The following is a 20399-nucleotide window of genomic DNA, read 5'->3' on the forward strand; positions in this document are numbered from 1 at the left end:
AGTTGTGGCGAACCCCGCTCGGCGAGGAGCCGGGAACCTCAGTAGATCTTGTCGACCTGGTTGAAGTTCAGGGTCACCGGGGTCTCCCGCTCGAAGATCGAGACGAGGACCACCAGCTGGCGGCTGTCGGGGTGGATCTCGGAGATCGAAGCCGGCAGGGTCGCGAACGGACCGTCGTTGACCGTGACGGACTCGCCGATCTCGAAGTCGACGGTGACGTTCTGCGCCGGAGCGGCGGCCTCGGCGGCCGAGTCCTCGGAGTCGCCCTCGATCCGCTTCGGGGCGTCCGGCTTGCCGAGGCGGTGCTCGGCCAGCATGTCGAAGACCTCGTCGAGGGTCAGCGGGTGCGGGTCGTGGGCGTTGCCCACGAAGCCGGTCACACCGGGAGTGTGGCGCACCACGCCCCAGGAGGCGTCTGTGAGCTCCATGCGGACCACCACGTAGCCCGGGATGCGGACCCGGTTGACGATCTTGCGCTGGGTGCCCTTGATCTCGACGACCTCCTCCATGGGGACGTCGATCTCGTAGATGAAGTCCTCCATGTCCTGGGTCTGGATGCGGGTCTCCAGGTTGGACTTCACACGCTTCTCGTAGCCGGCGTAGGTGTGCACGACGTACCAGTCGCCCAGCTGACGACGCAGCTTGCCACGCAGCTCGTCGGCGCGCTCCTCGTAGGACTTCTCCTCCGCCGGAGCCTCCTCAGCCGCAGCCTCCTCAGCCGGAGCCTCGGCGTCGGCCTCCTCAGCCTCTGCGGCAGGAGCCTCGGCGTCGGCCTCCTCAGCCTCTGCGGCAGGAGCCTCGGCGTCAGCCTCCTCGACGGCGACGTCGTCGTCAGCCTCGACGGCCTCGACCGCCGCCTCCTCGGCCTCAGCCTCGGTGTGCTGCGAAAGTTCCTGGTCAGACACTGTTCTCCTGCTTTCCGTGGTGCTCGCCGCGGCCCGTCCTGGCGACGGATGCCTCGGTCGCTTCGTCTCTCACGTCATCGCTCGCCCGGCCGACGTCGGCGACGTCAGCTCATTCGCCGGCGCCGTCACCCTCGACCGGGACGTCTGCGGGAAGCTCCGTGGAGCCGTCACCGAAGATCCACTCCGCGCCGTTGCTGAACACCCAGTCCAGCCCGGAGACGATCAGGATCACGATGATCACGAAGACCAGGACGACCAGCGTGTAGTTGGTCAGTTCGCGACGAGTCGGGACGACGACCTTCTTGAGCTCGTCGACGACCTGCCGCAGGAACAGCCACACCTTCCCGAAGGGACCCTTCGGATCGCCTCCGTCAGGCGTCGACCCCTGCACATCAGTGGAAGGCGTCTGGGTCACGGAGGGCTCCATCTGGTCGAAGGGACGCGTGTGATCGATGCTGTATGCCTGAGCGGCCGTGTCGACGACGCTCAGCGCAGGGCAGACAGGACTCGAACCTGCAACCTACGGTTTTGGAGACCGTTGCGCTACCAATTGCGCCACTGCCCTTCGGGTCACGGCGGACCTGACCTGACCATTCTCCCATCGAACCACCGGGCCGCAAACTGCGGAACAGGGGACCTCGACGGGCACGGCCGTGCCAGGTGCACAAGACACCGATGGACAAGTTTACGGGCATACTGCCTGCCACGGCAAACCGAGCGCCTCCGCCCTGACCCGCGGCGGCGCGCTGCCGGTAGTGTGGTGACCCGCAGGCGCCCTGCCTGCCCGTCAGTGTCGACACCGTCCACGCTCGCGACAGACAAGGAAACCCGATGACCGCTCCGTCCTCCCGCGTCTCCGACCGCATCGGCTCGATCGCCGAGTCCGCCACTCTTGCCGTCGACGCCAAGGCGAAGGCCCTCAAGGCAGCCGGAGAGGATGTGATCGGGTTCGGCGCCGGGGAGCCGGACTTCCCGACGCCAGGCTACATCGTGGACGCCGCCGTCCAGGCGGCCTCCGAGCCGCGGTTCCACCGGTATTCCCCGGCCGCCGGGCTGCCGGAGCTGCGCCAGGCGCTGGCGGAGAAGACGACCCGGGACTCCGGCTTCGCCGTGGAGCCCGGTCAGGTGCTGGTGACCAACGGCGGCAAGCAGGCCGTCTACAACACCTTCGCCACGCTGCTGAACCCCGGTGACGAGGTCATCGTGCCGACGCCGTACTGGACCACTTACCCAGAGGCCATCAGGCTCGCCGGCGGCGTGCCCCGCGAGGTCTTCGCGGGCCCCGATCAGGGCTACCAGGTGACCGTCGAGCAGCTGGAGGCCGCGCTGACCGAGCGCACCAAGGTGCTGCTGTTCGTCTCGCCGTCGAACCCCACCGGGGCCGTCCACTCCCCCGAGGCCACCGAGGAGATCGGCCGCTGGGCCGCGCAGAAGGGCCTGTGGGTCGTCACCGACGAGATCTACGAGCACCTCACCTACGACGGCGTCCCCTTCACCTCCATCGCCTCCCTACCCGAGCTGGCCGACCAGGTGGTCGTGCTCAACGGCGTCGCCAAGACCTATGCGATGACCGGCTGGCGCGTCGGATGGATGGTCGGCCCCGGCGACGTCATCAAGGCCGCGGCGAACCTGCAGTCGCATGCCACCTCCAACGTCGCCAACGTCTCCCAGATGGCCGCCCTCGCCGCGGTGACCGGGCCGCTGGACGCCGTGGAGGAGATGAAGGTCGCCTTCGACCGGCGCCGCCGCGCCATGGTGGAGGGCCTCAACGCGGTGGCCGGCTTCTCCTGCCCGACCCCGCAGGGCGCCTTCTACGCCTATGTGGACGTCCGGGACGCGCTGGCGGACGGTGCACGGCCGGCGGAGGTCGCCGGACGCACCCCCACCACCTCTGCCGAGCTGGCCGAGCTGATCCTCGAGGAGGCGAAGGTCGCCGTCGTGCCGGGCGAGGCCTTCGGGCCCAGTGGGTACCTGCGCCTGTCCTACGCCCTGGGCGACGACGACCTCGCCCGCGGCCTGGAGCGGATCCAGCGTCTGCTCGGCACCGCCTGAGCACCCCCGCGGTCCTGTGCCAACGGCGCCAGCGGTGCCGGTGGAACGCACAGGACGCCCGCGGGGCTCACCGCCGTCGCCGCCGCATGTGAGCGTCGCGGGCATCACACCATAGACTGGAGACATCCACCTGCCGAGGGCGCCAGGTCATTCACCACTGATCACACCAGGAAAGGGATGAGCTGAACCATGCGCATCGGACTCCTCACCTCAGGCGGAGACTGCCCCGGCCTCAACGCCGTCATCCGGTCAGCCGTGCTGCACGGCATCAAGAGCTACGGCGACGAGTTCGTCGGCTTCCGCGGCGGCTGGCGCGGGCTCATCGAGGGTGACTACATGGAGCTGGGCCGCCAGGACGTCCGGGGCCTGGCCCGCGACGGCGGCACGATCCTGGGCACCTCCCGCACCCACCCGTACAACCACCCGCAGGGCGGCCCGGAGAACATCCGGAAGATGATGCGCCGCCATGACATCGACGCGGTCATCGCGATCGGCGGCGAGGGCACCCTGGCCGGCGCGCGCCGACTGGCCGCCGACGGTCTCCCGGTGGTGGGCGTACCCAAGACCATCGACAACGACCTGAAGGCCACCGACTACACCTTCGGCTTCGACACCGCGATCTCCATCGCCACCGACGCGATGGACCGACTGCGCACCACCGGCGAGTCCCACCACCGCTGCATGGTGGCCGAGGTCATGGGTCGCCACGTCGGCTGGATCGCGCTGCATTCGGGCATGGCCGCCGGTGCGCACGCGATCCTCATCCCGGAGCAGAAGGTCAGCCTGGACCAGGTCAACGAATGGGTCGAGCAGGTCCACTCGCGGGGACGCTCGCCGCTGGTCGTCGTCGCCGAGGGCTTCATCCCCGAAGGCGCCGAGGAAGCCTTGGCCGGCAAGGGCCAGGAGGCCGACGGGCGCCCGCGCCTGGGCGGCATCGGGGAGTGGCTCACCCATCAGATCGAGGAGACCACCGGCATCGAGACCCGCAACACCACGCTGGGACACATCCAGCGCGGCGGGAATCCCACCGGCTATGACCGGGTGCTCGCCACCCGCTTCGGCATGAAGGCCCTGGACCTCGTCCACGAGGAGGCCTGGGGACATATGGCCGCGCTGCGGGGAACCGAGATCGTGAAGGTGGACCTCGCCGACGCCCTCGACGGACTCAAGGAGGTCCCGCAGTCCCGCTACGAGGAGGCGAAGATCCTCTTCGGCCGCTGAGCCGGCCGGCGAGCACCGGCTGACGAGCACCGGTCCTGATCAGCGTCCGCCCGGGCGGCGCGTAGAGTGGCCTGCATGTCCCTGACCGAGCAGACCCGGCAGATCGTCAAGCTGGCCTGGTGCCGCATGCTGGACCTCGAGGACACCGACCTCGACCTCGGCGACCCCCGGGTGCGGGTGGAGGCCGTGGCCGAGGATGCCGCGGCGGTGACGTTCGTCCGGCTGTTCGACCGCACCGTGATCTTCGGACCCGCCGAGGTCATCGGCGAGGCCCGCCGGTACAGCGATGCGGAGCTGGCCCGGGAACGCACACTGCTGTCTCTGGTGCGCGCACATCGTTCCGGCGCCCGAGCGCTGGGTGCCGCCCACCTGCTCTACTGCGAGGAGCCTCCGCAGATCAGACCGCGCGCCGACGTCGCCGTCTCCTTCGAACCGGAGCATGTCACCAGGCTCATGGCCGCCTCCCCGGCCGACGACGTCGCCGCCTCTGGGCTCGCGGAGGCCGGCTGGGCGGCCGCCCTGGTGGAGGACCGGCCATCGTCCGCTCCCGGTGCACCGGGACACAGCGAGGGCTCTGCCGGGGCCGATTCCCGGGAGCAGGTGCTGGCCGCCGCAGGCCGGGAGGTCTGGCAGCAGATGATCGCTCAACTGGGTGTGCTCACCCATCCGGCCCACCGCGGGTCCGGCCACGGACGCTACATCGCCTCCGTGGCGGTGGAGGAGGCGTTCGTCGACGGCCTCGTCCCGCAGTGGCGCGCCGCCATGGACACGGAGGCCTCACATCGGGCCGCCATCCGGCTCGGCTTCAGCGAGGCCGGCTCCCAGACCACGGTCCTGCTGGACTGAGGCGACGCGCCGACTGAGGCGTCGCGTGGAATGAGGTGACGCGCAGACTGGGTCCTGCCCGGACCCGGCCACCGCCCGCGGCGTGTGGGTCTCAGCGGGGACCGCGCAGGAAGTCGCCCTGCGGACGCCCGACCGTCTTGCCGGCGTCGGGACGCACAATGAGCTCCTGGGCGGCGGCGTAGAAGGTCTGCACGGGTGTGGCGGCATCGCTGGCGCCCTCGGCCTCAACCTTGCCCTCGGCCTCAACCTCCACCTCGGCCTGCGACGTGTCACGCACCACCAGGCGGGCTTCGGGATCCACCCGGCGCTTGAGCAGCGCCAGAGCGATCGGACCCATCTCGTGGTGCCGGGCCACCGAGGTCACGGTGCCCACGGACCGCTCGGAGGACAGGCTATCCGCAGTGGCGGCGTCCACATCGGCCGGCGCCAGGACGGCGGATCCGGCCGCGGGCAGCGTGTGCTCGCTGCCGTCCAGGTGCAGGAACACCAGACGGCGCGGCGGGTGCCCCAGATTGTGCACCCGGGCGACCGTCTCCTGCCCGCGGTAGCAGCCCTTCTCCAGATGCACTGCGGTGCGGATCAGGTCGAGTTCGTGCGGGATGGCCTTCTCATCCACCTCGGTGGCCAGTCGAGGCCGCCAGGAGGCGATGCGCAGCGCCTCGGCGGCGAGCACTCCGGCCAGGCGCAGGCCCTGGACCTCCAGCGCGTCGACGGCGTCGGTCAGCCGGGGGCGCTCCACCAGGGTCAGGTGCCAGGACCAGTCGGAGCCCGGGTGGTCAACCTCGTCGACGGCGGCGTAGCTGGCCGCACCGGGCCCCAGTCGCGGCCACGGATCCTCCCAGCGCACCGGCAGCTCCCCGGGGAGATCCTGCGGCAGCGCCGTAGTGGAGCCGAGCACCGCCACCTCGCCGGTGCGGTCGGCGATCTCCACGCGCAGCATGAACTTCATGGACTCCAACCAGGAGGCCAGCTGGGCGCCGTGGCCGCCCTCGGTGATCAGCCAGGCGGTCTCACCGTCGTCGACCACCGCGGCGTCATGCTCGATGCGCCCGGAGACGTCGAGCAGCAGCAGCTCGGTGGACTGCCCGGCAGGCAGCGACGCCACCTGCTGGGAGGACAGCGTGGTCAGCCAGGAGAGCCGGTCCGGCCCGGTGACGGTGACCACGGCTCGATGGGAGAGGTCCACGACGGCGCGGCCCTGGTCCAGGGCGCGCTGTTCACCGGTCGGGTCGCCGTAGTGGGCGGCGACGGCGGCGTCCACGCCTCCTGCGGCAACCGCGCCCTCACGGGCCAACAGCGGACTGGTGCTCTCGGTGCTCACGGGGATGCTCCTTCGGCGGGGTGATCAGTCGGCCGACTCGGCCGCCGTCGCCCGGCGATCCAGGATCGCGGAGGCGTGGGGCTCCATCTCGCCGTCGACGCCGCGGGTGTCCCAGCGCCAGAACAGCTGGCCGTTCACCAGGCCGAACATGCGAGTGGCCCCGCCGTATTCCGCAGCGTGCTCGCCGCGCATGACCGCGTCGGTCGCGATCTGCAGCTGCGGACCCTTGATCTGGCCGTAGTACAGCTCCGTGAGGCTGCCGGGGTGGGAGATCGTCGCCGTGATCGGGTAGGAGCCGTCATCATTGACGAGGTCCTCCACCTCGGAGGCCGTCTTGTAGGCGGGCACCACGTCGGCAGGGCTCAGCCCGGGGCCGACGTCGGCGTCGGCGCGCGGACGGTCCAGGGACCAGAAGCCGGTCTCCACGCTCAGCGGGCGCAGCCGGGTGCCGGACTCATCGGTGAGCCAGGACACGGCACGGTACTCCACGAACTCCAGCCCCGAGTCCCGGAATGTGACGTGCTGCGTGAAGGTCGGGTCGGACTCCTCCCCTGAGCCGAGACGGCCCTGCCCCTCCCAGCTGCCGAGCAGCCAGTACAGGGGAGCCAGCTCAGGAGTGAGGTCAGTGGGCAGCTCCATAGGTGCCAAGGGTCAGCGCTGCCCCTTGTACAGGCGAGACACGACGGTCCAGGAGATGCCGGCGATGACCAGCGTCGCCAGGATCAGCAGCCCGATGAAGAAGATCTCCAGGGCCAGCAGCGAGACGTTCTGCAGTGCGAATTCCATGCCGCAGAGTCTACCTCCGACGCCGGCCCCGTGCGCCGCGCCCGACCGCAGATGACCTGCGCCCCGTCCGACGCCCGTGGAGCTCGTGGAGCCCGTGGCGGCTTCAGACGAACAGCAGACGCTCGGTGAAGTAGACCAGAGCTCCCATGCCGGCGATCGGTGCCGCGCCCACCGCCATCGCGGACAGCGTGGCCGCCGGCGCCCCCTGAATGATCAGGAAACGGCGCATCGCCGCGATGAGCGCCCCCGCGACCAGACCCAGCAGTCCGGAGAACAGCAGGGTCAGCTCGCCCCAGAGCAGCGCCGTGCTCAGAGAGCCCGCGAAACCGCCGAGGAGCACCAGCGGCAGGGCGACGGCGTCTCGCACCGGCAGGCAGGCCATCAGCACGGACACGGCCAGGCTGATCCCCGCCAGACCGACCACCGAGAGCTCACCCCCCGCGCCGGTGACGTCCAACAGGGCCCAGTCCTCGAACAGCGCCAGCCCGGGCACCGCCAGCACACCGAGGGCGTCCTCACCATCAGCGAGGCCGACCAGCTCGGCGGGATAGCGCAGGCCGGCCACCCATCCGGCCGCCGTCGTGGAGATCACCACACCCGCACTCGCCCCCAGGGTGGACTCCAACCGGTGGGGCCGGCCGGTGCCGCGCAGCACCTGGATGACGAACACCGCCATCACGCCGAAGGCCAGCGCCACCGAGGACCAGAAGAACAGGGACTCCACCTCGTTGACGATGGCCGCACCCAGGGCGGCGACGATTCCCGCCAGCAGGATGACCGACGACAGCGAGCGCCGCGCCGTCACCCCCATGAGCTGGGGCCAGCCGAGGGCCAGGATCACGCAGATGGCGCAGACGACCACGGTGAGCGCGGCGGTGCCCGCCCAGGAACCCGCCACCAGGGCGATCGCCGAGAGCAGGGCCGAGGCGGCCACCGGGAAGTACTTCACATCACGCCATCTTGCCAGAGGTGGCCCGCGGTCCTTCCGTGACGCGGCCCGCGGGCCGCTGACCAGCGGTGCCGATATACTCGTCGTCGTGCGGTCCCAGGCGCACGAGACGGCGACGTCATAGTCGGCGCCGACGACGCGCCGGCGGTCACACTGGGAGACGACTCACGCGAGGGAGGGACCCGGATGGCTCAGGTGCTGCTGCTCTCTGACGCCCCCGACGACGCCCTACCCTCCCTGGAGCTGCTGACCCACCGGGTCCGCGTCTTCCCCGCCGAAGCCTCCTCCATCGTGCGGGCGCCGAACGCCGACATCACCCTGGTGGACGCCCGTCGCCAACTGGCCCACGCCCGCTCGCTGTGCCAGCTGGTGAAGTCCTCGATGCTGACCCCGATCATCGTCATCGTCTCCGAGGCCGGGCTGGCCACCCTCAACGAGTCCTGGCAGATCGACGACTTCGTGCTGGCCGACGCGAACCCCGGCGAGGTCGACGCCCGGATCCGGCTGGCCGCCGTCGAAGTCGAGGAGGAGGCCCCCACCGGAGAGATCCGCGCCGGGGGAATCACCATCGACGAGACCACCTATATGGCCACCATCGACGGGCGACTCCTGAACCTCACCTATAAGGAGTTCGAGCTGCTCAAGCACCTGGCGCTGCACCCCGGCCAGGTCTTCACTCGCGACCGGCTGCTCCACGACGTCTGGGGCTATGACTACTTCGGCGGCACCCGGACCGTGGACGTCCACATCCGTCGCCTGCGCGCCAAGCTCGGCCCGGACCACGAGTCGCTGATCGGCACGGTGCGCAACGTCGGCTACCGGCTGGTGGTCGCCGACGCCGGCAAGGACAGCGACGACGACGCCGACGCCTGACCACAGACCAGCCCACGTCCGCCCACGTCCAGGAGGATCTCCCCCATGAGCACTGCCCAGCCCGTCGTCGTCACCGCCTCCTTCCACCCCGCCGAAGGTCGGCGCGACGAGGTCATCGCCGCCCTCGAGAAGGCGATCCCCCGCGTCCACGAGGAGCCCGGCTGCAACCTGTACTGCATCCAGGACGCCCCGGACGGCACGCTGCTGATGATCGAGCACTGGGACTCCGCGGAGGCGCTCGACGGCCACGGAGCCGGCGAGCCCGTGGCGGAGCTGAACCGGGACCTGGAGGGGTCCCTCGCCCGCCCGGTGGAGGTCACTCGGCTGACCCCTCGGCCGATCGGCCAGCCTGCCAAGGGCGCCCTCCTCGGCTGAGACCCCGGCGTCCGTCCTCCGATACGGCGTCCGTCCTCCGATACAGTGGAGACATGAGGCCCCAGGAGACCCAGACCGCCCCTGAGACGACCGTCGAACTGTGCGGAGGCGCCCCCACCGCAGACCAGGTGGACGCCCTGGTCGAACTGGCCCGCGCCGCAGAGGAGGCGGACGCCAATCCGCCGTTCTCGGAGCAGACCCTGGTGGAGCTGCACCAGGCCGCCGACTCCGGCGACCCCCAGGCCCCGCTGCGCATCGCCTACGCCTGGGCCGCCCCGGACGAGCACCGCACCGATCATCAGCATCTGCTCACCGGCGCCGGCGTCGTCGTCCTCGGTGCCGAAGACGCCCCCGACGTCCTCGAGCTGGTGGTCCGCCCCAACTGCCGCCAGCACGGCATCGGCGGGCAGCTCACCGCAGCCCTGGCCGACGACGTCCTCGCTCCGCAGCCCGGACGCGTCCAGCGGGCTTGGGCCCACGGTGAGCACGACGCCGCCGCCCGCCTGGCCACCCGCTACGGCTGGGCCCCGGTCCGCGAACTGTGGCGGATGCGCCTGACCTCGCTGGACGAGGTCCCCTCCCCCCGCCTGCCGGAGAGCGTCACCATCCGGGCCTTCGAGCCCGGCCGTGACGAGGAGGACTGGCTGCGGGCCAACGCCGCCGCCTTCGCCACCCACCCCGAGCAGGGCCGCCTCACCCGGGCGGACCTCGATGCCCGCATGGCCGAGGACTGGTTCGATCCGTCCGGCTTCCTGCTCGCCGAGGAGGGCGGTCAGCTGCTGGGCTTCCACTGGACCAAGGTCCACCCCGGCGAGGACGGCGGAGCCGAACCGCTGGGCGAGGTCTACGTGGTCGGCGTCGTCCCGGATGCGCAGGGCCGCGGACTCGGGTACTCTCTGACGCTGGCCGGCATCGAGCATCTGCGCTCGCAGGGGCTGGGCGCGATCATGCTGTACGTGGACGCGGACAACACCGCCGCCGTCGAGCTCTACCGCAAGCTCGGGTTCACCCGCTGGGACGTGGACACCATGTACGCCCCGGTGACCGAGCCCGGTGCGGAGCCCGCCTGACCCATCCCGACTGCGTGAGACAGCGAGCATCCATCCGATGAACCCCCGGCCGAGCGCCCGCGCCGAGAGCACCGGCACCACCTCCGGTGACGTCCCTGCCAGCCTCACCGACTCCGACGAGACGCCCGCCGCCGCAGGAGGTCCCTTGCGCCGAGTCCCCCGCCGCCGGGCGCCGGCCCACGCCGACGACGGCACCGACGCCCAGATCCTCGCCGCCGGAGCCCTCTGCTGGCGCCTGCACCGCGGGGAGCTGGAGGTCCTGCTCATCCACCGGCCCCGCTATGACGACTGGTCCTTCCCCAAGGGGAAGCTCGACCCCGGCGAGACCCTGCCCGAATGTGCCGTGCGGGAGGTCGCCGAGGAGATCGGGCTCAAAGTCCGCCTGGGCGTGCCGCTGCCGATCACCCGCTACGACGTGAGGAAGAACGGGCGCGCCAAGCCCAAGGAGGTCTGGTACTGGGCGGCCCGGATCATGGAGGGCACCCCGACGCCGGACGGCTCCGAGACCGACGAGGTCCGGTGGGTCTCGGTGGACACCGCCCGCGAGATGCTCACCAATGTCACGGACCGTGAGCCGCTGGACGAGCTCGAGCGGCTGCATGCGGACCTGCGGCTGCACACCAGCCCGTTCGTGGTGCTGCGCCACGCCAAGGCCAAGCCTCGGGCCAGCTGGTCCCGCGCCGAGGGCGAACGCCCCCTGGCGGCCACCGGGAAGCGCCAGGCCAAGGCCGTGGAGCGGCTGCTGACCGCCTGGCGGCCGCGGCTGATCGAGACCTCCCCGTGGCGTCGCTGCGTGGAGACCGTGGCGCCCTATGTGAAGCGCCACCGTCACAAGCTCAAGCACCGCAAGTCCCTCACGGAGAAGCGTGCCGAAGAGGATCCGCGCAAGACCCTCCACCGCACCCGCAAGTGCCTGGAGGTCCTGCAGCCCACGGTGCTGTGCACCCACCGTCCGGTGCTGCCGATCGTGCTCGGGGAGGTCCGCAGCTGGATCCACGACGAGCGCCTGCTCCAGGCCATGCCGGAGGCCGACCCCTTCCTGAAGCCAGGCGCGGTGCTGGTCGCCCAGCAGGCGGTGGACCGCAGCGGCGAGATCGTCTCCGTGGAGGTCTACGAGCCGTTCGAGGACTGACAGCCGGTCGAACGTGACGGTAGTCTCACCGTATGAGCGTTGAGAAGAACGTCCACCCCACTGCGGTGCTTCGTCGGGATGAGGACCGCGGCCGTGCCGAGCTGTGGGACACCCTGGACGGCGTCGAGACCTTCATCGGGTTCATCGGCTACACCGAGGAGACCATCGGCGGCCAGCAGGTGAAGCGCCTGCAGCACACGATCATCGATCCGCAGTTCGGCCGTCGCGGCTATGCCCGCTGCCTGGTGACGCTGCTGCTGGACGAGCTCGTCGCCGAAGGGTGGTCGTTCCTCTCCGAGTGCAGCTACATCGATCAGTACCTGCACCGCTATCCGGAGTACCGGAAGCACCAGGCGCCGGTGAGCTGAGCGCGGCGCCTCCGGCGTCGGCCGTCCGCACCCGGTGCGCCTCCGGCGTCGGCCGGTATGCTGGGCACCGTGAGCGACGCGATCCCCACCCCGTATGAGGACCTGCTGGCCGAGGTGCTGGCCGAGGGCACGCCCAAGTCGGACCGCACCGGCACCGGAACGCGCAGCGTCTTCGGCCGGCAGCTGCGCTTCGACCTGCGTGACTCGTTCCCCCTGATCACCACCAAGCGCGTGCACTTCAAGTCGGTCGCGCTGGAGCTGCTGTGGTTCCTGCGCGGGGACTCCAACGTGCGCTGGCTCCAGGAGCGCGGTGTGCGGATCTGGAACGAGTGGGCTGACGCGGACGGCGAGCTGGGCCCGGTCTACGGCGTGCAGTGGCGCAGTTGGCCCACTCCCGACGGCGGCTCCATCGATCAGATCGCGCAGGTGGTCGACTCGCTGCGCACGAATCCGGACTCGCGCCGCCACGTGGTCACTGCCTGGAATCCGGCCGAGGTGGAGAAGATGGCCCTTCCGCCCTGCCATGTGATGTTCCAGTTCCATGTGGCCGAGGGGCGGCTGTCCTGCCAGCTGTACCAGCGCAGCGCGGACCTGTTCCTGGGTGTGCCGTTCAACATCGCCTCCTATGCCCTGCTGACCCTGATGGTCGCCCAGCAGACCGGCCTGGAGCCTGGAGAGTTCATCTGGACCGGTGGGGACTGCCACATCTACGACAACCACGTGGAGCAGGTCACCGAGCAGCTCTCCCGGGACCCCTACCCGTATCCGCGCCTGCGGATCGGCCGCACTCCGGAGTCGATCTTCGCCTACGAGTATGAGGACTTCGAGGTCCTCGACTACCAGCACCACCCCACCATCTCCGCACCGGTGGCCGTATGACGGCGCCCGAGTCCGCCGCCCGCCCCTGGGTCGGGATGATCTGGGCGCAGACCCGCGACGGCGTGATCGGCCGCGACGGTGACATGCCGTGGCACCTTCCGGAGGACTTCGCGCACTTCCGCGCCCAGACGCGCGGCCGCCCGGTGGTGATGGGGCGTCGCACCTGGGAGTCGCTGCCGGAGTCCGTCCGTCCCCTGCCGGGACGGCGCAACATCGTCATCACCGGTGACGCCGACCGGGCTGCGACGATCACCGCCGCCGGCGCCGAGACGGCGTCCTCCCTGGACGCCGCCCTCGATCTGGCCTGCTCGCCGGGTGCCGATGGGCAGCCGCCTGCGAAGGTCTGGATCCTCGGCGGAGGGCGCATCTACGCGGAGACCGTGGAGCAGGACCTCGCCGACGGCGCGGTGGTGACGGTGATCGACCTCGACGTCGACGGCGACACCTACGCCCCGCAGCTGCCGCCGTCGCGCTGGGAGCTCTGCGCCGCAGACCCGGCAGAGGGCTGGCACACCGCCGCCGACGGGCAGCGCTACCGCTTCGAGACTCTCTGCCGCCACGACGGCGAAGTGGATCCGGACAGCGACTGAGCGCTCCGGCCGCCGGTCCGGCCCGGCGGCCGGGGAACCGTGACACTGACCCACCGGCGGCCTACCGTCGTGTCATGAGCACGATGCCAGGGCTGGGCGAGGCGGAGGACTGGAGCGCCGACGCTCCCCACCGCAAGCTGTGGAAGCTGCTGCTCGGCGTCCTTCTGCTGCTCGTTGCCGTCGGTGTGGTGATCGGCGCCGCGGCGCAGTACGCCGGCGACACCTCCTCAGGATTCGCAGCGGGCGACCCCCTCGGGGTCTACCTGATCGGCATGCTGCTGGGCGGGTTCCTGTTCGTGGTGGTGCCCGCCGTCGTCGCAGCCTGGCTGATCTGGAGCTGGCGCCGCGGCCTCTGACTCGAGCCGGGGTCGGCCCGGATGATGACGCCGCATGAGCCGGACGTGATGCTCGCCACTCGGTCTCACGGACCGAGTTCGTTACCCTGGTAGGCATGGCTTCTACGACATCCCCCGCAGTCTCGGCCCTCTCCGACGCCACCGGCGCGACTCCGTCCGTCGGGATCGTGGGCTGGCGCGGCATGGTCGGCTCCGTGCTCATCCAGCGCATGCTCGACGAGGGGGACTTCGACCACATCTCCCCGGTGTTCTTCTCCACCTCCAACGCCGGCGGGCCCGCCCCGAGCTTCGACGGCGTGCAGCCGGCCGAACCCACGCTCCAGGACGCCTATGACCTGGACACTTTGGCGAAGCTGCCGATCATCGTCACCGCGCAGGGCGGCGACTTCACGAAGGCCGTCCACCCGAAGCTGCGCGCGGCCGGATGGGGCGGCATCTGGATCGACGCCGCCTCGACGCTGCGCATGGCCGAGGACTCCATCATCACCCTCGACCCCATCAACCGGGACGTCATCGACGCCGGCCTGGCCGCCGGCGTGAAGGAGTTCATCGGCGGCAACTGCACCGTCTCCTGCATGCTGATGGGCTTGGGCGGACTGTTTTCCGAGGGCCTGGTCGAGTGGGGCACGGCGATGACCTACCAGGCGGCCTCCGGCGGCGGCGCCAAGCACATGCGTGAGCTGCTGACCCAGTTCGGCGACCTGCACAGCGCCGTGGGCGAGGAGCTCGCCGATCCGGCCTCCGCGATCCTGGAGATCGACCGCAAGGTCCTCGAGTCCCAGCGCGGCGGCCTGGACGCCTCCCAGTTCGGAGTGCCGCTGGCCGGCTCGCTCATCCCCTGGATCGACGCGGACCTCGGCAATGGCGTCGCCAAGGAGGAGTGGAAGGCCGGGGTGGAGACCAACAAGATCCTGGGCCGCGGCGACTCACTGGCCCCCGGGGTGGAGCGCCGCGGGGAGAGGATCCCGTTCGACTCCCTGTGCGTGCGGGTGGGCGCCCTGCGCTCCCACTCCCAGGCACTGACGCTGAAGCTGCGCGAGGACCTCGAGGTCTCTGAGATCGAGTCGATCATCGCCGCCGGCTCCGACTGGGCGAAGGTGGTCCCCAACGAGAAGGAGGCCACCATGGAGCAGCTCACCCCGGTGGCCGCCACCGGCGAGCTGACCATCCCGGTGGGCCGCATCCGCAAGCTGGAGATGGGCCCGGAGTACATCTCCGCCTTCACCGTGGGCGACCAGCTCCTCTGGGGTGCGGCCGAGCCGCTGCGCCGCATGCTGCTGATCGCGGTCGGCAAGCTCTGAGACCGCCCCACGCCCGCTGACGCCTCGGCGCTTTCTCCGGGGCCCCGCGCCCGCGCCACCGCACGACGGCGGCGCCCTGCCTCTCACCGAAGCAGGGCGCCGTCGTCGTCCCCCTTTCAGGGGCCCACCTCCGCGCTGAAGCGCTTCACGATGGCCTGACGTCCCTGGAACAGGGACGGCGTCCATCGCCTACGGCATCACCACGGGCAGCCCGGCCACCATCCGGCCCGCAGCAGGGAACCGGTGACCTTCTCCACCGCAGGCCGCCACACGTCCCGCGAACGCCGATCGGTGATTCGCAGGTCTTCCCACCCGAGCAGCTGGAGGCCCTCCTGGCGCGCCACGTCTCGTTCGATCTGGAGCGGGTCGGAGTGATGCCGCCCCTCGTAGTTGATGGCGATCCGCCATCGGCGCAGCATCAGGTCCGGCTGGTGGACCGCACGCCCGCTCTCGTCCAGGATCCACGCGTTCACCTCCGGCTCCGGCAGGCCGGCCCGGTGCAGCGCTAGGCGCAGCTGAGTCTCCCGCGGAGAGTCCGACCCGACCCGTGCCAACTCCAGCGCGGCCCGCGCCGTCGCCGCCCCCGGGGTGCCCCGCCGGCCTTGGACCACGCCCCTCAACGTCTCGAGGTCCGTCCAGGGTTCGACGATGCCTTCGAACTCGGGACGCGGGATCCTGATGAGCTGATCGGCGAGGACCACCAGCTCATCCACGGTGGACTCCCGAGCGAGGTCCACCCACGTCCGGGCCGGCCCGGTGCTGAGCACCCCTGCCACCCGCACCAGCTGTGACGCGGGGACTCGCGCTCGGTACCCCAGCACCAGACCGTCCCTCCGCAGCGCCTTGCGCCCGTCCACGCGGGTCAGGTGGAACGGCGGCCCCAGCGGCGCGGCACCGTCGCCCGGACGGTGACCAGGCAGGCCGAGGAGCGCCGCCGCGGTGGCATGAGAGGCGGCATGCTGTCCGTCAGCGGTCAGCGCCTGAAGGGTGAGACGCGCCTGCAGCGCGGGATCATCGACCGTCAGCCCCGCCGAGTAGAGGCCGCGCCCCAGGCGGAGAAGCTCTCCGCGCCGCACACCGCGGCGGAGGTCCTCATCACTGTAGCCCCGTGACTGCCACGCCGCGCGCGGCAGCCCGCGCACGGCCCGGCGGGAGACCCGCCGTGAGGGGCGGGAGGGATCAGGGCCGGGGGCGGACGCGGGGGCAGGACGGCTCATGCCTCCATCCCACCAGGTCACCGACACAGCCGCAGACGTTCTCCACAGGCACGCCTCGGCGTCCCCTTTTCAGGGATGCGCCGACGGACTGAAGCGCTTCAGAAGGCTGGGTTATCCCTGGAATGGGGACAGCGACTGCGGCGTCGGGCAGCGGAGGCGCGCCTGAGACCCGCGGTGCAGAACGGCGCCTGAGACCGGCGGTGCAGAACCGCGCCTGAGACCCACGCTGCAGAACCGCGCTCCGAGAGCCGCAGGCAGGAGCCCTGCTCAGAACTCTCCTCGAAGCGCTGTTCAGAGCTCGCAGCCGATGAGCACCGGCTCCGGGTGCAGTTCGATGCCGAAGGCCTCCCGGACCCGGTCACGCACCGCCCCGGCCACGGTCAGCAGGTCCGCCGTGGAGGCGTCTCCCCGGTTGGTGACCGCCAGCGTGTGCTTGGTGGACAGCGAGGCCCGCCCATCCACCAGATCCGCCCCGAAGCCCTTCTGGCAGCCGGCGCGGTCGATGAGCCAGGCCGCGGAGAGCTTCACCCGCGGGGAACCGTCCACATCCGGCAGGGCAGGGAAGCGCGGCGCCCCCTCGGGCAGGGTGGCCAGCACATCCTCCCCCACGATCGGGTTGGTGAAGAACGAACCGGTGGACCAGGTGTCGTGGTCGGCGGGGTCCAGGACCATGCCCTTGCCGGCCCGCAGGGCCAGCACCGTGGTGCGCACGTCGGCCAGTGGCGCACGCCGCTGATCCTCCGCCGCGTTGACGTCCAGGCTCAAGGAGCGCGCCAGCTCCGCATAGCGGACCGGCGACGACGGCGTGGCCTCACCTCGGTGGGTCAGACGGAACCGCACCGAGAGCACCACGTAACGCGGCGAACCGTGCAGCGTGGTGCGCTTGAGCATCGAGTCCCGGTACCCGAAGTCCAGCTCCTCGTTGCTCAGCGTCACGACCTCGCCCAGCAGCCGGTCCCAGGCGCGGACGTCCACCAGCGTCTGGGACACCTCGGCCCCATAGGCGCCCACGTTCTGCACCGGGGTCGCCCCGGCGGCCCCGGGGATCCCGGAGAGGGCTTCCAGGCCCGCATACCGGCGCTGCACGGTCCAGGCGACGACGTCGTCCCATTCATGTCCGGCCGCGACGGTGACCATCACGTCGCCGTCGTCGTCGTTCACCGGTGCCGCGGTGATGCCGGTGAAGGCCAGCTGCAGCACAGTGCCGGCGAAGCCATCGTCGGCCACCAGCAGGTTGGAGCCGCCGCCGAGCACCAGCAGGGTGTCCCCGCTGGCGGCGCGGTCCTCTTCGGACGGCAGCGGATGGCGGGAGAGCGTCTGCAGGGCCTCGAACTCGGTGCCGGCGACGACCCACTCCCCTGCGGTGCCGCCCACTCGGGCGGTGGTGTGGTCGCTGAACCGGCGCATGACGGTCTGCCGCATCAGTCCCGGATGTCCACATCGGTCGGGTTCAGCACTCGGCGCAGGAAGTCCTGGGTCCGGGGCTGCTGCGGGTCGCCGATGACCTCGGCGGCGGGGCCCTCCTCGACCACGCGCCCCTGATCCATGAACACGACCCGGTCGGCGACCTCCCGGGCGAAGGCCATCTCATGGGTCACCACGATCATGGTCATCCCGGCCTCGGCGAGCTGCCGCATGATCGCCAGCACATCCCCGACCGTCTCCGGGTCCAGGGCGGAGGTCGGCTCGTCGAAGAGCATCAGCGCCGGGCGCATGGTCAGCGCGCGGGCGATCGCCACCCGCTGCTGCTGGCCTCCGGAGAGTTGGTCCGGACGGCGCTGGGCGAGCTCCTCGAGCCCGACCCGGCGCAGCTGAGTCATGGCCTCCGCCTCGGCGTCCTCCTTCGGCTGTTTGAGCACCCGGCGCGGGGTGATCGTGCAGTTCTCCAGCACCGACAGGTGCGGGAAGAGGTTGAACTGCTGGAATACCATGCCGATGTGTCGGCGCATGGCGTCCAGGTCGACGTCGGGATCGGTGGCCTCGAAGGAGCCCACCGTGATGGTCCCCGCGTTGGGATCCTCAAGGCGGTTCACGCAACGCAGCAGCGTGGACTTCCCGGAGCCGGAGGCCCCGATCAGGCAGACCACCTCCCCGGGGCGCACCGACATGTCGATGCCCTTGAGCACCTCATTGTCCCCGTAGGCCTTGTGGAGGCCCGTGATGGTCACCCCGGCGGGGCCTCCCTCCGCAGAGGGATGTTCGGCCAGTTCAGGCTCGGTCATGTGGATCGGGCCTCCCTATTTCTTCCTCGGCGAGCGGTGCTCCATGCGGCGCGCCAGGATGGACAGCGGCACCGTGATGAGCAGGTAGCAGGCGCCGGCGGCCACCAGCGGAGTCAGACCCGCCTGGTAGATGTTGATGCCGTCGCGTCCGAACTTGGTCAGCTCGGCCGCACCCGCGGTCAGCCCGACCACGAAGATCAGCGAAGAGTCCTTGGTGAGCAGGATCGCCTCATTCGTCAGCGGCGGCAGCACGATGCGGAAGGCCTGCGGGATCTGGATGGAGACCATCGCCCGCCAGGCCGGCATGCCCAGGGCCCGTGCGGCCTCCACCTGGCCCTTCGGCACCGCCTGCAGACCGGCGCGCAGGGTCTCGGCGATGTAGGCGCTGGCGACCAGGCCGAGCGCCGAGCCGGCGATCTGCAGGGAGGTCAGGTTCCATCCGAAGGCGATCGAGACGCCGAACCCCAGGGCCAGGAACACCAGGATCGCAGGGATCCCGCGGAAGAACTCGATGTAGGCGGTCGCCAGCCACCGGTAGACCGGGAAGCTGGAGAGCTTCATCAGGGCCAGCACCGTGCCGCCCAGCAGGCCGAGCACGAATCCGACCGCCGTGTACTGCAGGGTGTTGACCAGCCCGACGGTGATGATGTCGGGGAACATCGGGCCGATGCGCTCGATGTCGAAGAAGCTGCGGTGGATCGCGCTCCAGTCCATGATGAACAGGAGAGCGATCAGCACCGCGACGAAGAGGCCGGCCTGGATCCCGAGGCTCAGCCGTGCTCGGTCACGGGTCGTCAGTGCCATGCGGGTCAGTCGTCGTCCTCGTCGGCGTCGGCGTCGGCGGCGTCATCGGCGTCGTCAGCGTCGTCCGCGTCATCGACCTCGTCGTCAGCGTCGTCAGCCTCCTCGTCGACGTCACCCTCCTCGGGAGTCTCGCCGCCGCCGAACCACAGGTCCTCGGCCTCGGCCATGAAGCCGCCGGACTCCATCTCCGCGAGGATCTCGTCCACCGCGTCGATGAGGTCCTGGTTGTCCGACTGGGCGGCGATGCCCAGCTGCTCGCCGGTGTCGATCTCCTCGACGAACTCGGAGCCCTCGTGCTCGCCGGCCTGGTAGCCGAGGATGGAGATGTTGCCGATGGCTGCCTCCACCTGGCCGGACTCCAGCCCCTGGATGAGCAGCCCGGAATCGGGGTAGGAGCGGATCTGGTACCCCTGCTCCTCCGCGTAGGTCTCTCCGGTGGTGTCCGCCTGCACGCCCACCGTGATGGAGTCGTCGATGTCCTCCAGGGAGCCGATGCCGGCGTCGGAGGCGGCCAGCAGACCCAGGTTGTCGTCCAGATACGGCTCGGAGAAGAGCATGTTGCCGGCGCGCTGCTCGGTGATCGTCATCCCAGAGATGGCCAGGTCGCAGGACGCCGCGTTGAGCGCCACACCGGACTGGATGCCCTCGAAGCTGGTCTGCACCACCTCGAGCTCGACGTCGAGCACCTCCGCGATGCCCTCGGCGATGTCGATGTCGAAGCCGACGACCGCGCCGTCGGCGTCGTAGTACTCGAACGGCGGGTAGGGCACGTCCGAGCAGACGGTCAAGGTGCCCTCGGAGATCAGCTCCACCTCACCGACCTCGAGGTCGAGCTCGGTCTCCACCTGCGGCTCGGCCTCGACGTCGCCCTCTCCCTCATCCTCGCCGCCGCAGGCGGTCAGGGCCAGGGCGGCGATCGCCGTCACGCCGAGCCCTCTGGCCACGTGGGTGCGCCGCGGGGCGGCAGGGCGTGCGACGGGCGCGACGGCGCCCTCCGCGGTCTCGATCTCCGTGGTGCTGGGCATGAGAGGTCCCCTGTTCGCTGGTGCTCGTGGGCCGCGCCGGTGCAGGTGCGGCGAATCCGTGTGGCGATTATACGGTGCTGACCGGCCCGCGGACGGGATCCTCGGGC

The 20399-nt window shown here is 70.6% G+C and carries 23 protein-coding genes and 1 tRNA gene; 12 read left to right on the plus strand and 12 right to left on the minus strand.

Going from position 1 to position 20399, the window contains the following annotated elements:
- Nucleotides 1–38: 38 nt before the first annotated feature.
- The 3 genes from nusG to ABD658_RS07060 form a co-directional block, all read right to left on the minus strand.
- Complete coding sequence (gene nusG, locus ABD658_RS07050; RefSeq protein WP_344684369.1) at nt 39–905, minus strand: transcription termination/antitermination protein NusG; 867 nt, start codon at nt 903–905, stop codon at nt 39–41.
- A 109-nt stretch (nt 906–1014) separates the two neighbouring features.
- A complete protein-coding gene (gene secE, locus ABD658_RS07055) occupies nt 1015–1320 on the minus strand; it encodes a preprotein translocase subunit SecE (RefSeq protein WP_311024529.1) in 306 nt (101 codons plus the stop codon).
- A 77-nt stretch (nt 1321–1397) separates the two neighbouring features.
- A tRNA-Trp gene (locus ABD658_RS07060) sits at nt 1398–1470 on the minus strand.
- Nucleotides 1471–1736: 266 nt separating this feature from the next.
- Between ABD658_RS07060 and ABD658_RS07065 the strand changes: the two genes are divergently transcribed.
- The 3 genes from ABD658_RS07065 to ABD658_RS07075 all read left to right on the plus strand — a co-directional run bounded on the left by ABD658_RS07065 (nt 1737) and on the right by ABD658_RS07075 (nt 5024).
- Entirely contained in the window at nt 1737–2957 is a 1221-nt protein-coding gene (locus ABD658_RS07065; protein ID WP_344684371.1) for a pyridoxal phosphate-dependent aminotransferase, read from the plus strand.
- A 189-nt stretch (nt 2958–3146) separates the two neighbouring features.
- Nucleotides 3147–4178, plus strand: coding sequence for a 6-phosphofructokinase (locus ABD658_RS07070; protein WP_070159006.1), 1032 nt, complete (start codon nt 3147–3149; stop codon nt 4176–4178).
- A 75-nt stretch (nt 4179–4253) separates the two neighbouring features.
- Nucleotides 4254–5024, plus strand: a complete 771-nt coding sequence (locus ABD658_RS07075) for a GNAT family N-acetyltransferase (protein ID WP_344684373.1) — start codon at nt 4254–4256, stop codon at nt 5022–5024.
- Between the two features lie 91 nt (nt 5025–5115).
- Here ABD658_RS07075 and ygfZ read toward each other — a convergent pair whose 3' ends face one another.
- The 4 genes from ygfZ to ABD658_RS07095 form a co-directional block, all read right to left on the minus strand.
- The gene (gene ygfZ / locus ABD658_RS07080) at nt 5116–6345 is read right to left on the minus strand and encodes a CAF17-like 4Fe-4S cluster assembly/insertion protein YgfZ (protein ID WP_344684375.1); all 1230 of its coding nucleotides are present in this window, start codon (nt 6343–6345) and stop codon (nt 5116–5118) included.
- A 24-nt stretch (nt 6346–6369) separates the two neighbouring features.
- The gene (locus ABD658_RS07085; protein ID WP_344684377.1) at nt 6370–6984 is read right to left on the minus strand and encodes a nitrobindin family protein; all 615 of its coding nucleotides are present in this window, start codon (nt 6982–6984) and stop codon (nt 6370–6372) included.
- 12 nt (nt 6985–6996) lie between these two features.
- Nucleotides 6997–7131 carry a hypothetical protein gene (locus ABD658_RS07090; RefSeq protein ID WP_281366338.1) on the minus strand — a complete coding sequence of 45 codons (135 nt, stop codon included), beginning with the start codon at nt 7129–7131 and terminating at the stop codon, nt 6997–6999.
- A gap of 103 nt (nt 7132–7234) precedes the next feature.
- Nucleotides 7235–8080 carry a hypothetical protein gene (locus ABD658_RS07095; RefSeq protein WP_344684380.1) on the minus strand — a complete coding sequence of 282 codons (846 nt, stop codon included), beginning with the start codon at nt 8078–8080 and terminating at the stop codon, nt 7235–7237.
- A 186-nt stretch (nt 8081–8266) separates the two neighbouring features.
- Here ABD658_RS07095 and ABD658_RS07100 point away from each other — a divergent pair, with 186 nt between their 5' ends.
- The 9 genes from ABD658_RS07100 to asd all read left to right on the plus strand — a co-directional run bounded on the left by ABD658_RS07100 (nt 8267) and on the right by asd (nt 15024).
- Entirely contained in the window at nt 8267–8953 is a 687-nt protein-coding gene (locus ABD658_RS07100) for a response regulator transcription factor (RefSeq protein ID WP_070159011.1), read from the plus strand.
- A gap of 45 nt (nt 8954–8998) precedes the next feature.
- On the plus strand, nt 8999–9328 hold the full coding sequence (locus tag ABD658_RS07105) for a putative quinol monooxygenase (protein WP_344684382.1): 330 nt from the start codon (nt 8999–9001) through the stop codon (nt 9326–9328).
- Between the two features lie 53 nt (nt 9329–9381).
- A complete protein-coding gene (mshD, locus tag ABD658_RS07110; protein ID WP_344684384.1) occupies nt 9382–10398 on the plus strand; it encodes a mycothiol synthase in 1017 nt (338 codons plus the stop codon).
- Between the two features lie 37 nt (nt 10399–10435).
- Nucleotides 10436–11530, plus strand: a complete 1095-nt coding sequence (locus ABD658_RS07115; RefSeq protein ID WP_344684386.1) for an NUDIX hydrolase — start codon at nt 10436–10438, stop codon at nt 11528–11530.
- A gap of 32 nt (nt 11531–11562) precedes the next feature.
- A complete protein-coding gene (locus tag ABD658_RS07120) occupies nt 11563–11898 on the plus strand; it encodes a GNAT family N-acetyltransferase (RefSeq protein WP_311024533.1) in 336 nt (111 codons plus the stop codon).
- A gap of 57 nt (nt 11899–11955) precedes the next feature.
- Nucleotides 11956–12777 carry a thymidylate synthase gene (locus tag ABD658_RS07125; RefSeq protein ID WP_344744163.1) on the plus strand — a complete coding sequence of 274 codons (822 nt, stop codon included), beginning with the start codon at nt 11956–11958 and terminating at the stop codon, nt 12775–12777.
- Nucleotides 12774–13367 carry a dihydrofolate reductase gene (locus ABD658_RS07130; RefSeq protein WP_344684390.1) on the plus strand — a complete coding sequence of 198 codons (594 nt, stop codon included), beginning with the start codon at nt 12774–12776 and terminating at the stop codon, nt 13365–13367. Before ABD658_RS07125 ends, ABD658_RS07130 begins: the two co-directional genes overlap by 4 nt.
- Before the next feature lie 74 nt (nt 13368–13441).
- Nucleotides 13442–13723, plus strand: a complete 282-nt coding sequence (locus ABD658_RS07135; protein WP_344684392.1) for a hypothetical protein — start codon at nt 13442–13444, stop codon at nt 13721–13723.
- A gap of 95 nt (nt 13724–13818) precedes the next feature.
- A complete protein-coding gene (gene asd / locus ABD658_RS07140) occupies nt 13819–15024 on the plus strand; it encodes an aspartate-semialdehyde dehydrogenase (RefSeq protein ID WP_344684394.1) in 1206 nt (401 codons plus the stop codon).
- 197 nt (nt 15025–15221) lie between these two features.
- Here the strand turns inward: asd and ABD658_RS07145 are convergent, their stop codons facing one another.
- The 5 genes from ABD658_RS07145 to ABD658_RS07165 all read right to left on the minus strand — a co-directional run bounded on the left by ABD658_RS07145 (nt 15222) and on the right by ABD658_RS07165 (nt 20292).
- Nucleotides 15222–16241, minus strand: coding sequence for a hypothetical protein (locus ABD658_RS07145; RefSeq protein WP_344684396.1), 1020 nt, complete (start codon nt 16239–16241; stop codon nt 15222–15224).
- Between the two features lie 291 nt (nt 16242–16532).
- Nucleotides 16533–17663 (minus strand): UDP-N-acetylmuramate dehydrogenase, encoded by a 1131-nt coding sequence (locus ABD658_RS07150; RefSeq protein ID WP_344684398.1) that lies wholly within the window; start codon nt 17661–17663, stop codon nt 16533–16535.
- The gene (locus ABD658_RS07155; protein ID WP_344684400.1) at nt 17663–18463 is read right to left on the minus strand and encodes an amino acid ABC transporter ATP-binding protein; all 801 of its coding nucleotides are present in this window, start codon (nt 18461–18463) and stop codon (nt 17663–17665) included. The genes ABD658_RS07150 and ABD658_RS07155 overlap by 1 nt, the downstream gene beginning before the upstream one ends.
- Before the next feature lie 15 nt (nt 18464–18478).
- A complete protein-coding gene (locus tag ABD658_RS07160; RefSeq protein ID WP_311024538.1) occupies nt 18479–19267 on the minus strand; it encodes an amino acid ABC transporter permease in 789 nt (262 codons plus the stop codon).
- 5 nt (nt 19268–19272) lie between these two features.
- Nucleotides 19273–20292 carry an ABC transporter substrate-binding protein gene (locus ABD658_RS07165; RefSeq protein ID WP_344684403.1) on the minus strand — a complete coding sequence of 340 codons (1020 nt, stop codon included), beginning with the start codon at nt 20290–20292 and terminating at the stop codon, nt 19273–19275.
- Nucleotides 20293–20399 lie beyond the last annotated feature (107 nt).

The organism is Nesterenkonia aethiopica, assembly GCF_039534665.1.
Taxonomy (GTDB): domain Bacteria; phylum Actinomycetota; class Actinomycetes; order Actinomycetales; family Micrococcaceae; genus Nesterenkonia; species Nesterenkonia aethiopica.

Excerpts from the sequence above, each read along its gene's own strand:
- ABD658_RS07070 (WP_070159006.1), top strand. The coding sequence starts at position 3,147 with ATGCGCATCGGACTCCTCACCTCAGGCGGAGACTGCCCCGGCCTCAAC.
- ABD658_RS07075 (WP_344684373.1), top strand. The coding sequence starts at position 4,254 with ATGTCCCTGACCGAGCAGACCCGGCAGATCGTCAAGCTGGCCTGGTGC.
- ABD658_RS07155 (WP_344684400.1), bottom strand. The coding sequence starts at position 18,463 with ATGACCGAGCCTGAACTGGCCGAACATCCCTCTGCGGAGGGAGGCCCC.
- ABD658_RS07115 (WP_344684386.1), top strand. The coding sequence starts at position 10,436 with ATGAACCCCCGGCCGAGCGCCCGCGCCGAGAGCACCGGCACCACCTCC.
- ABD658_RS07150 (WP_344684398.1), bottom strand. The coding sequence starts at position 17,663 with ATGCGGCAGACCGTCATGCGCCGGTTCAGCGACCACACCACCGCCCGA.
- ABD658_RS07160 (WP_311024538.1), bottom strand. The coding sequence starts at position 19,267 with ATGGCACTGACGACCCGTGACCGAGCACGGCTGAGCCTCGGGATCCAG.
- ABD658_RS07105 (WP_344684382.1), top strand. The coding sequence starts at position 8,999 with ATGAGCACTGCCCAGCCCGTCGTCGTCACCGCCTCCTTCCACCCCGCC.
- ABD658_RS07135 (WP_344684392.1), top strand. The coding sequence starts at position 13,442 with ATGAGCACGATGCCAGGGCTGGGCGAGGCGGAGGACTGGAGCGCCGAC.
- ABD658_RS07085 (WP_344684377.1), bottom strand. The coding sequence starts at position 6,984 with ATGGAGCTGCCCACTGACCTCACTCCTGAGCTGGCTCCCCTGTACTGG.
- ABD658_RS07065 (WP_344684371.1), top strand. The coding sequence starts at position 1,737 with ATGACCGCTCCGTCCTCCCGCGTCTCCGACCGCATCGGCTCGATCGCC.
- ABD658_RS07090 (WP_281366338.1), bottom strand. The coding sequence starts at position 7,131 with ATGGAATTCGCACTGCAGAACGTCTCGCTGCTGGCCCTGGAGATCTTC.
- asd (WP_344684394.1), top strand. The coding sequence starts at position 13,819 with ATGGCTTCTACGACATCCCCCGCAGTCTCGGCCCTCTCCGACGCCACC.
- ABD658_RS07165 (WP_344684403.1), bottom strand. The coding sequence starts at position 20,292 with ATGCCCAGCACCACGGAGATCGAGACCGCGGAGGGCGCCGTCGCGCCC.
- ABD658_RS07125 (WP_344744163.1), top strand. The coding sequence starts at position 11,956 with ATGCTGGGCACCGTGAGCGACGCGATCCCCACCCCGTATGAGGACCTG.
- ABD658_RS07120 (WP_311024533.1), top strand. The coding sequence starts at position 11,563 with ATGAGCGTTGAGAAGAACGTCCACCCCACTGCGGTGCTTCGTCGGGAT.
- mshD (WP_344684384.1), top strand. The coding sequence starts at position 9,382 with ATGAGGCCCCAGGAGACCCAGACCGCCCCTGAGACGACCGTCGAACTG.
- ABD658_RS07145 (WP_344684396.1), bottom strand. The coding sequence starts at position 16,241 with ATGAGCCGTCCTGCCCCCGCGTCCGCCCCCGGCCCTGATCCCTCCCGC.
- ABD658_RS07100 (WP_070159011.1), top strand. The coding sequence starts at position 8,267 with ATGGCTCAGGTGCTGCTGCTCTCTGACGCCCCCGACGACGCCCTACCC.
- ABD658_RS07130 (WP_344684390.1), top strand. The coding sequence starts at position 12,774 with ATGACGGCGCCCGAGTCCGCCGCCCGCCCCTGGGTCGGGATGATCTGG.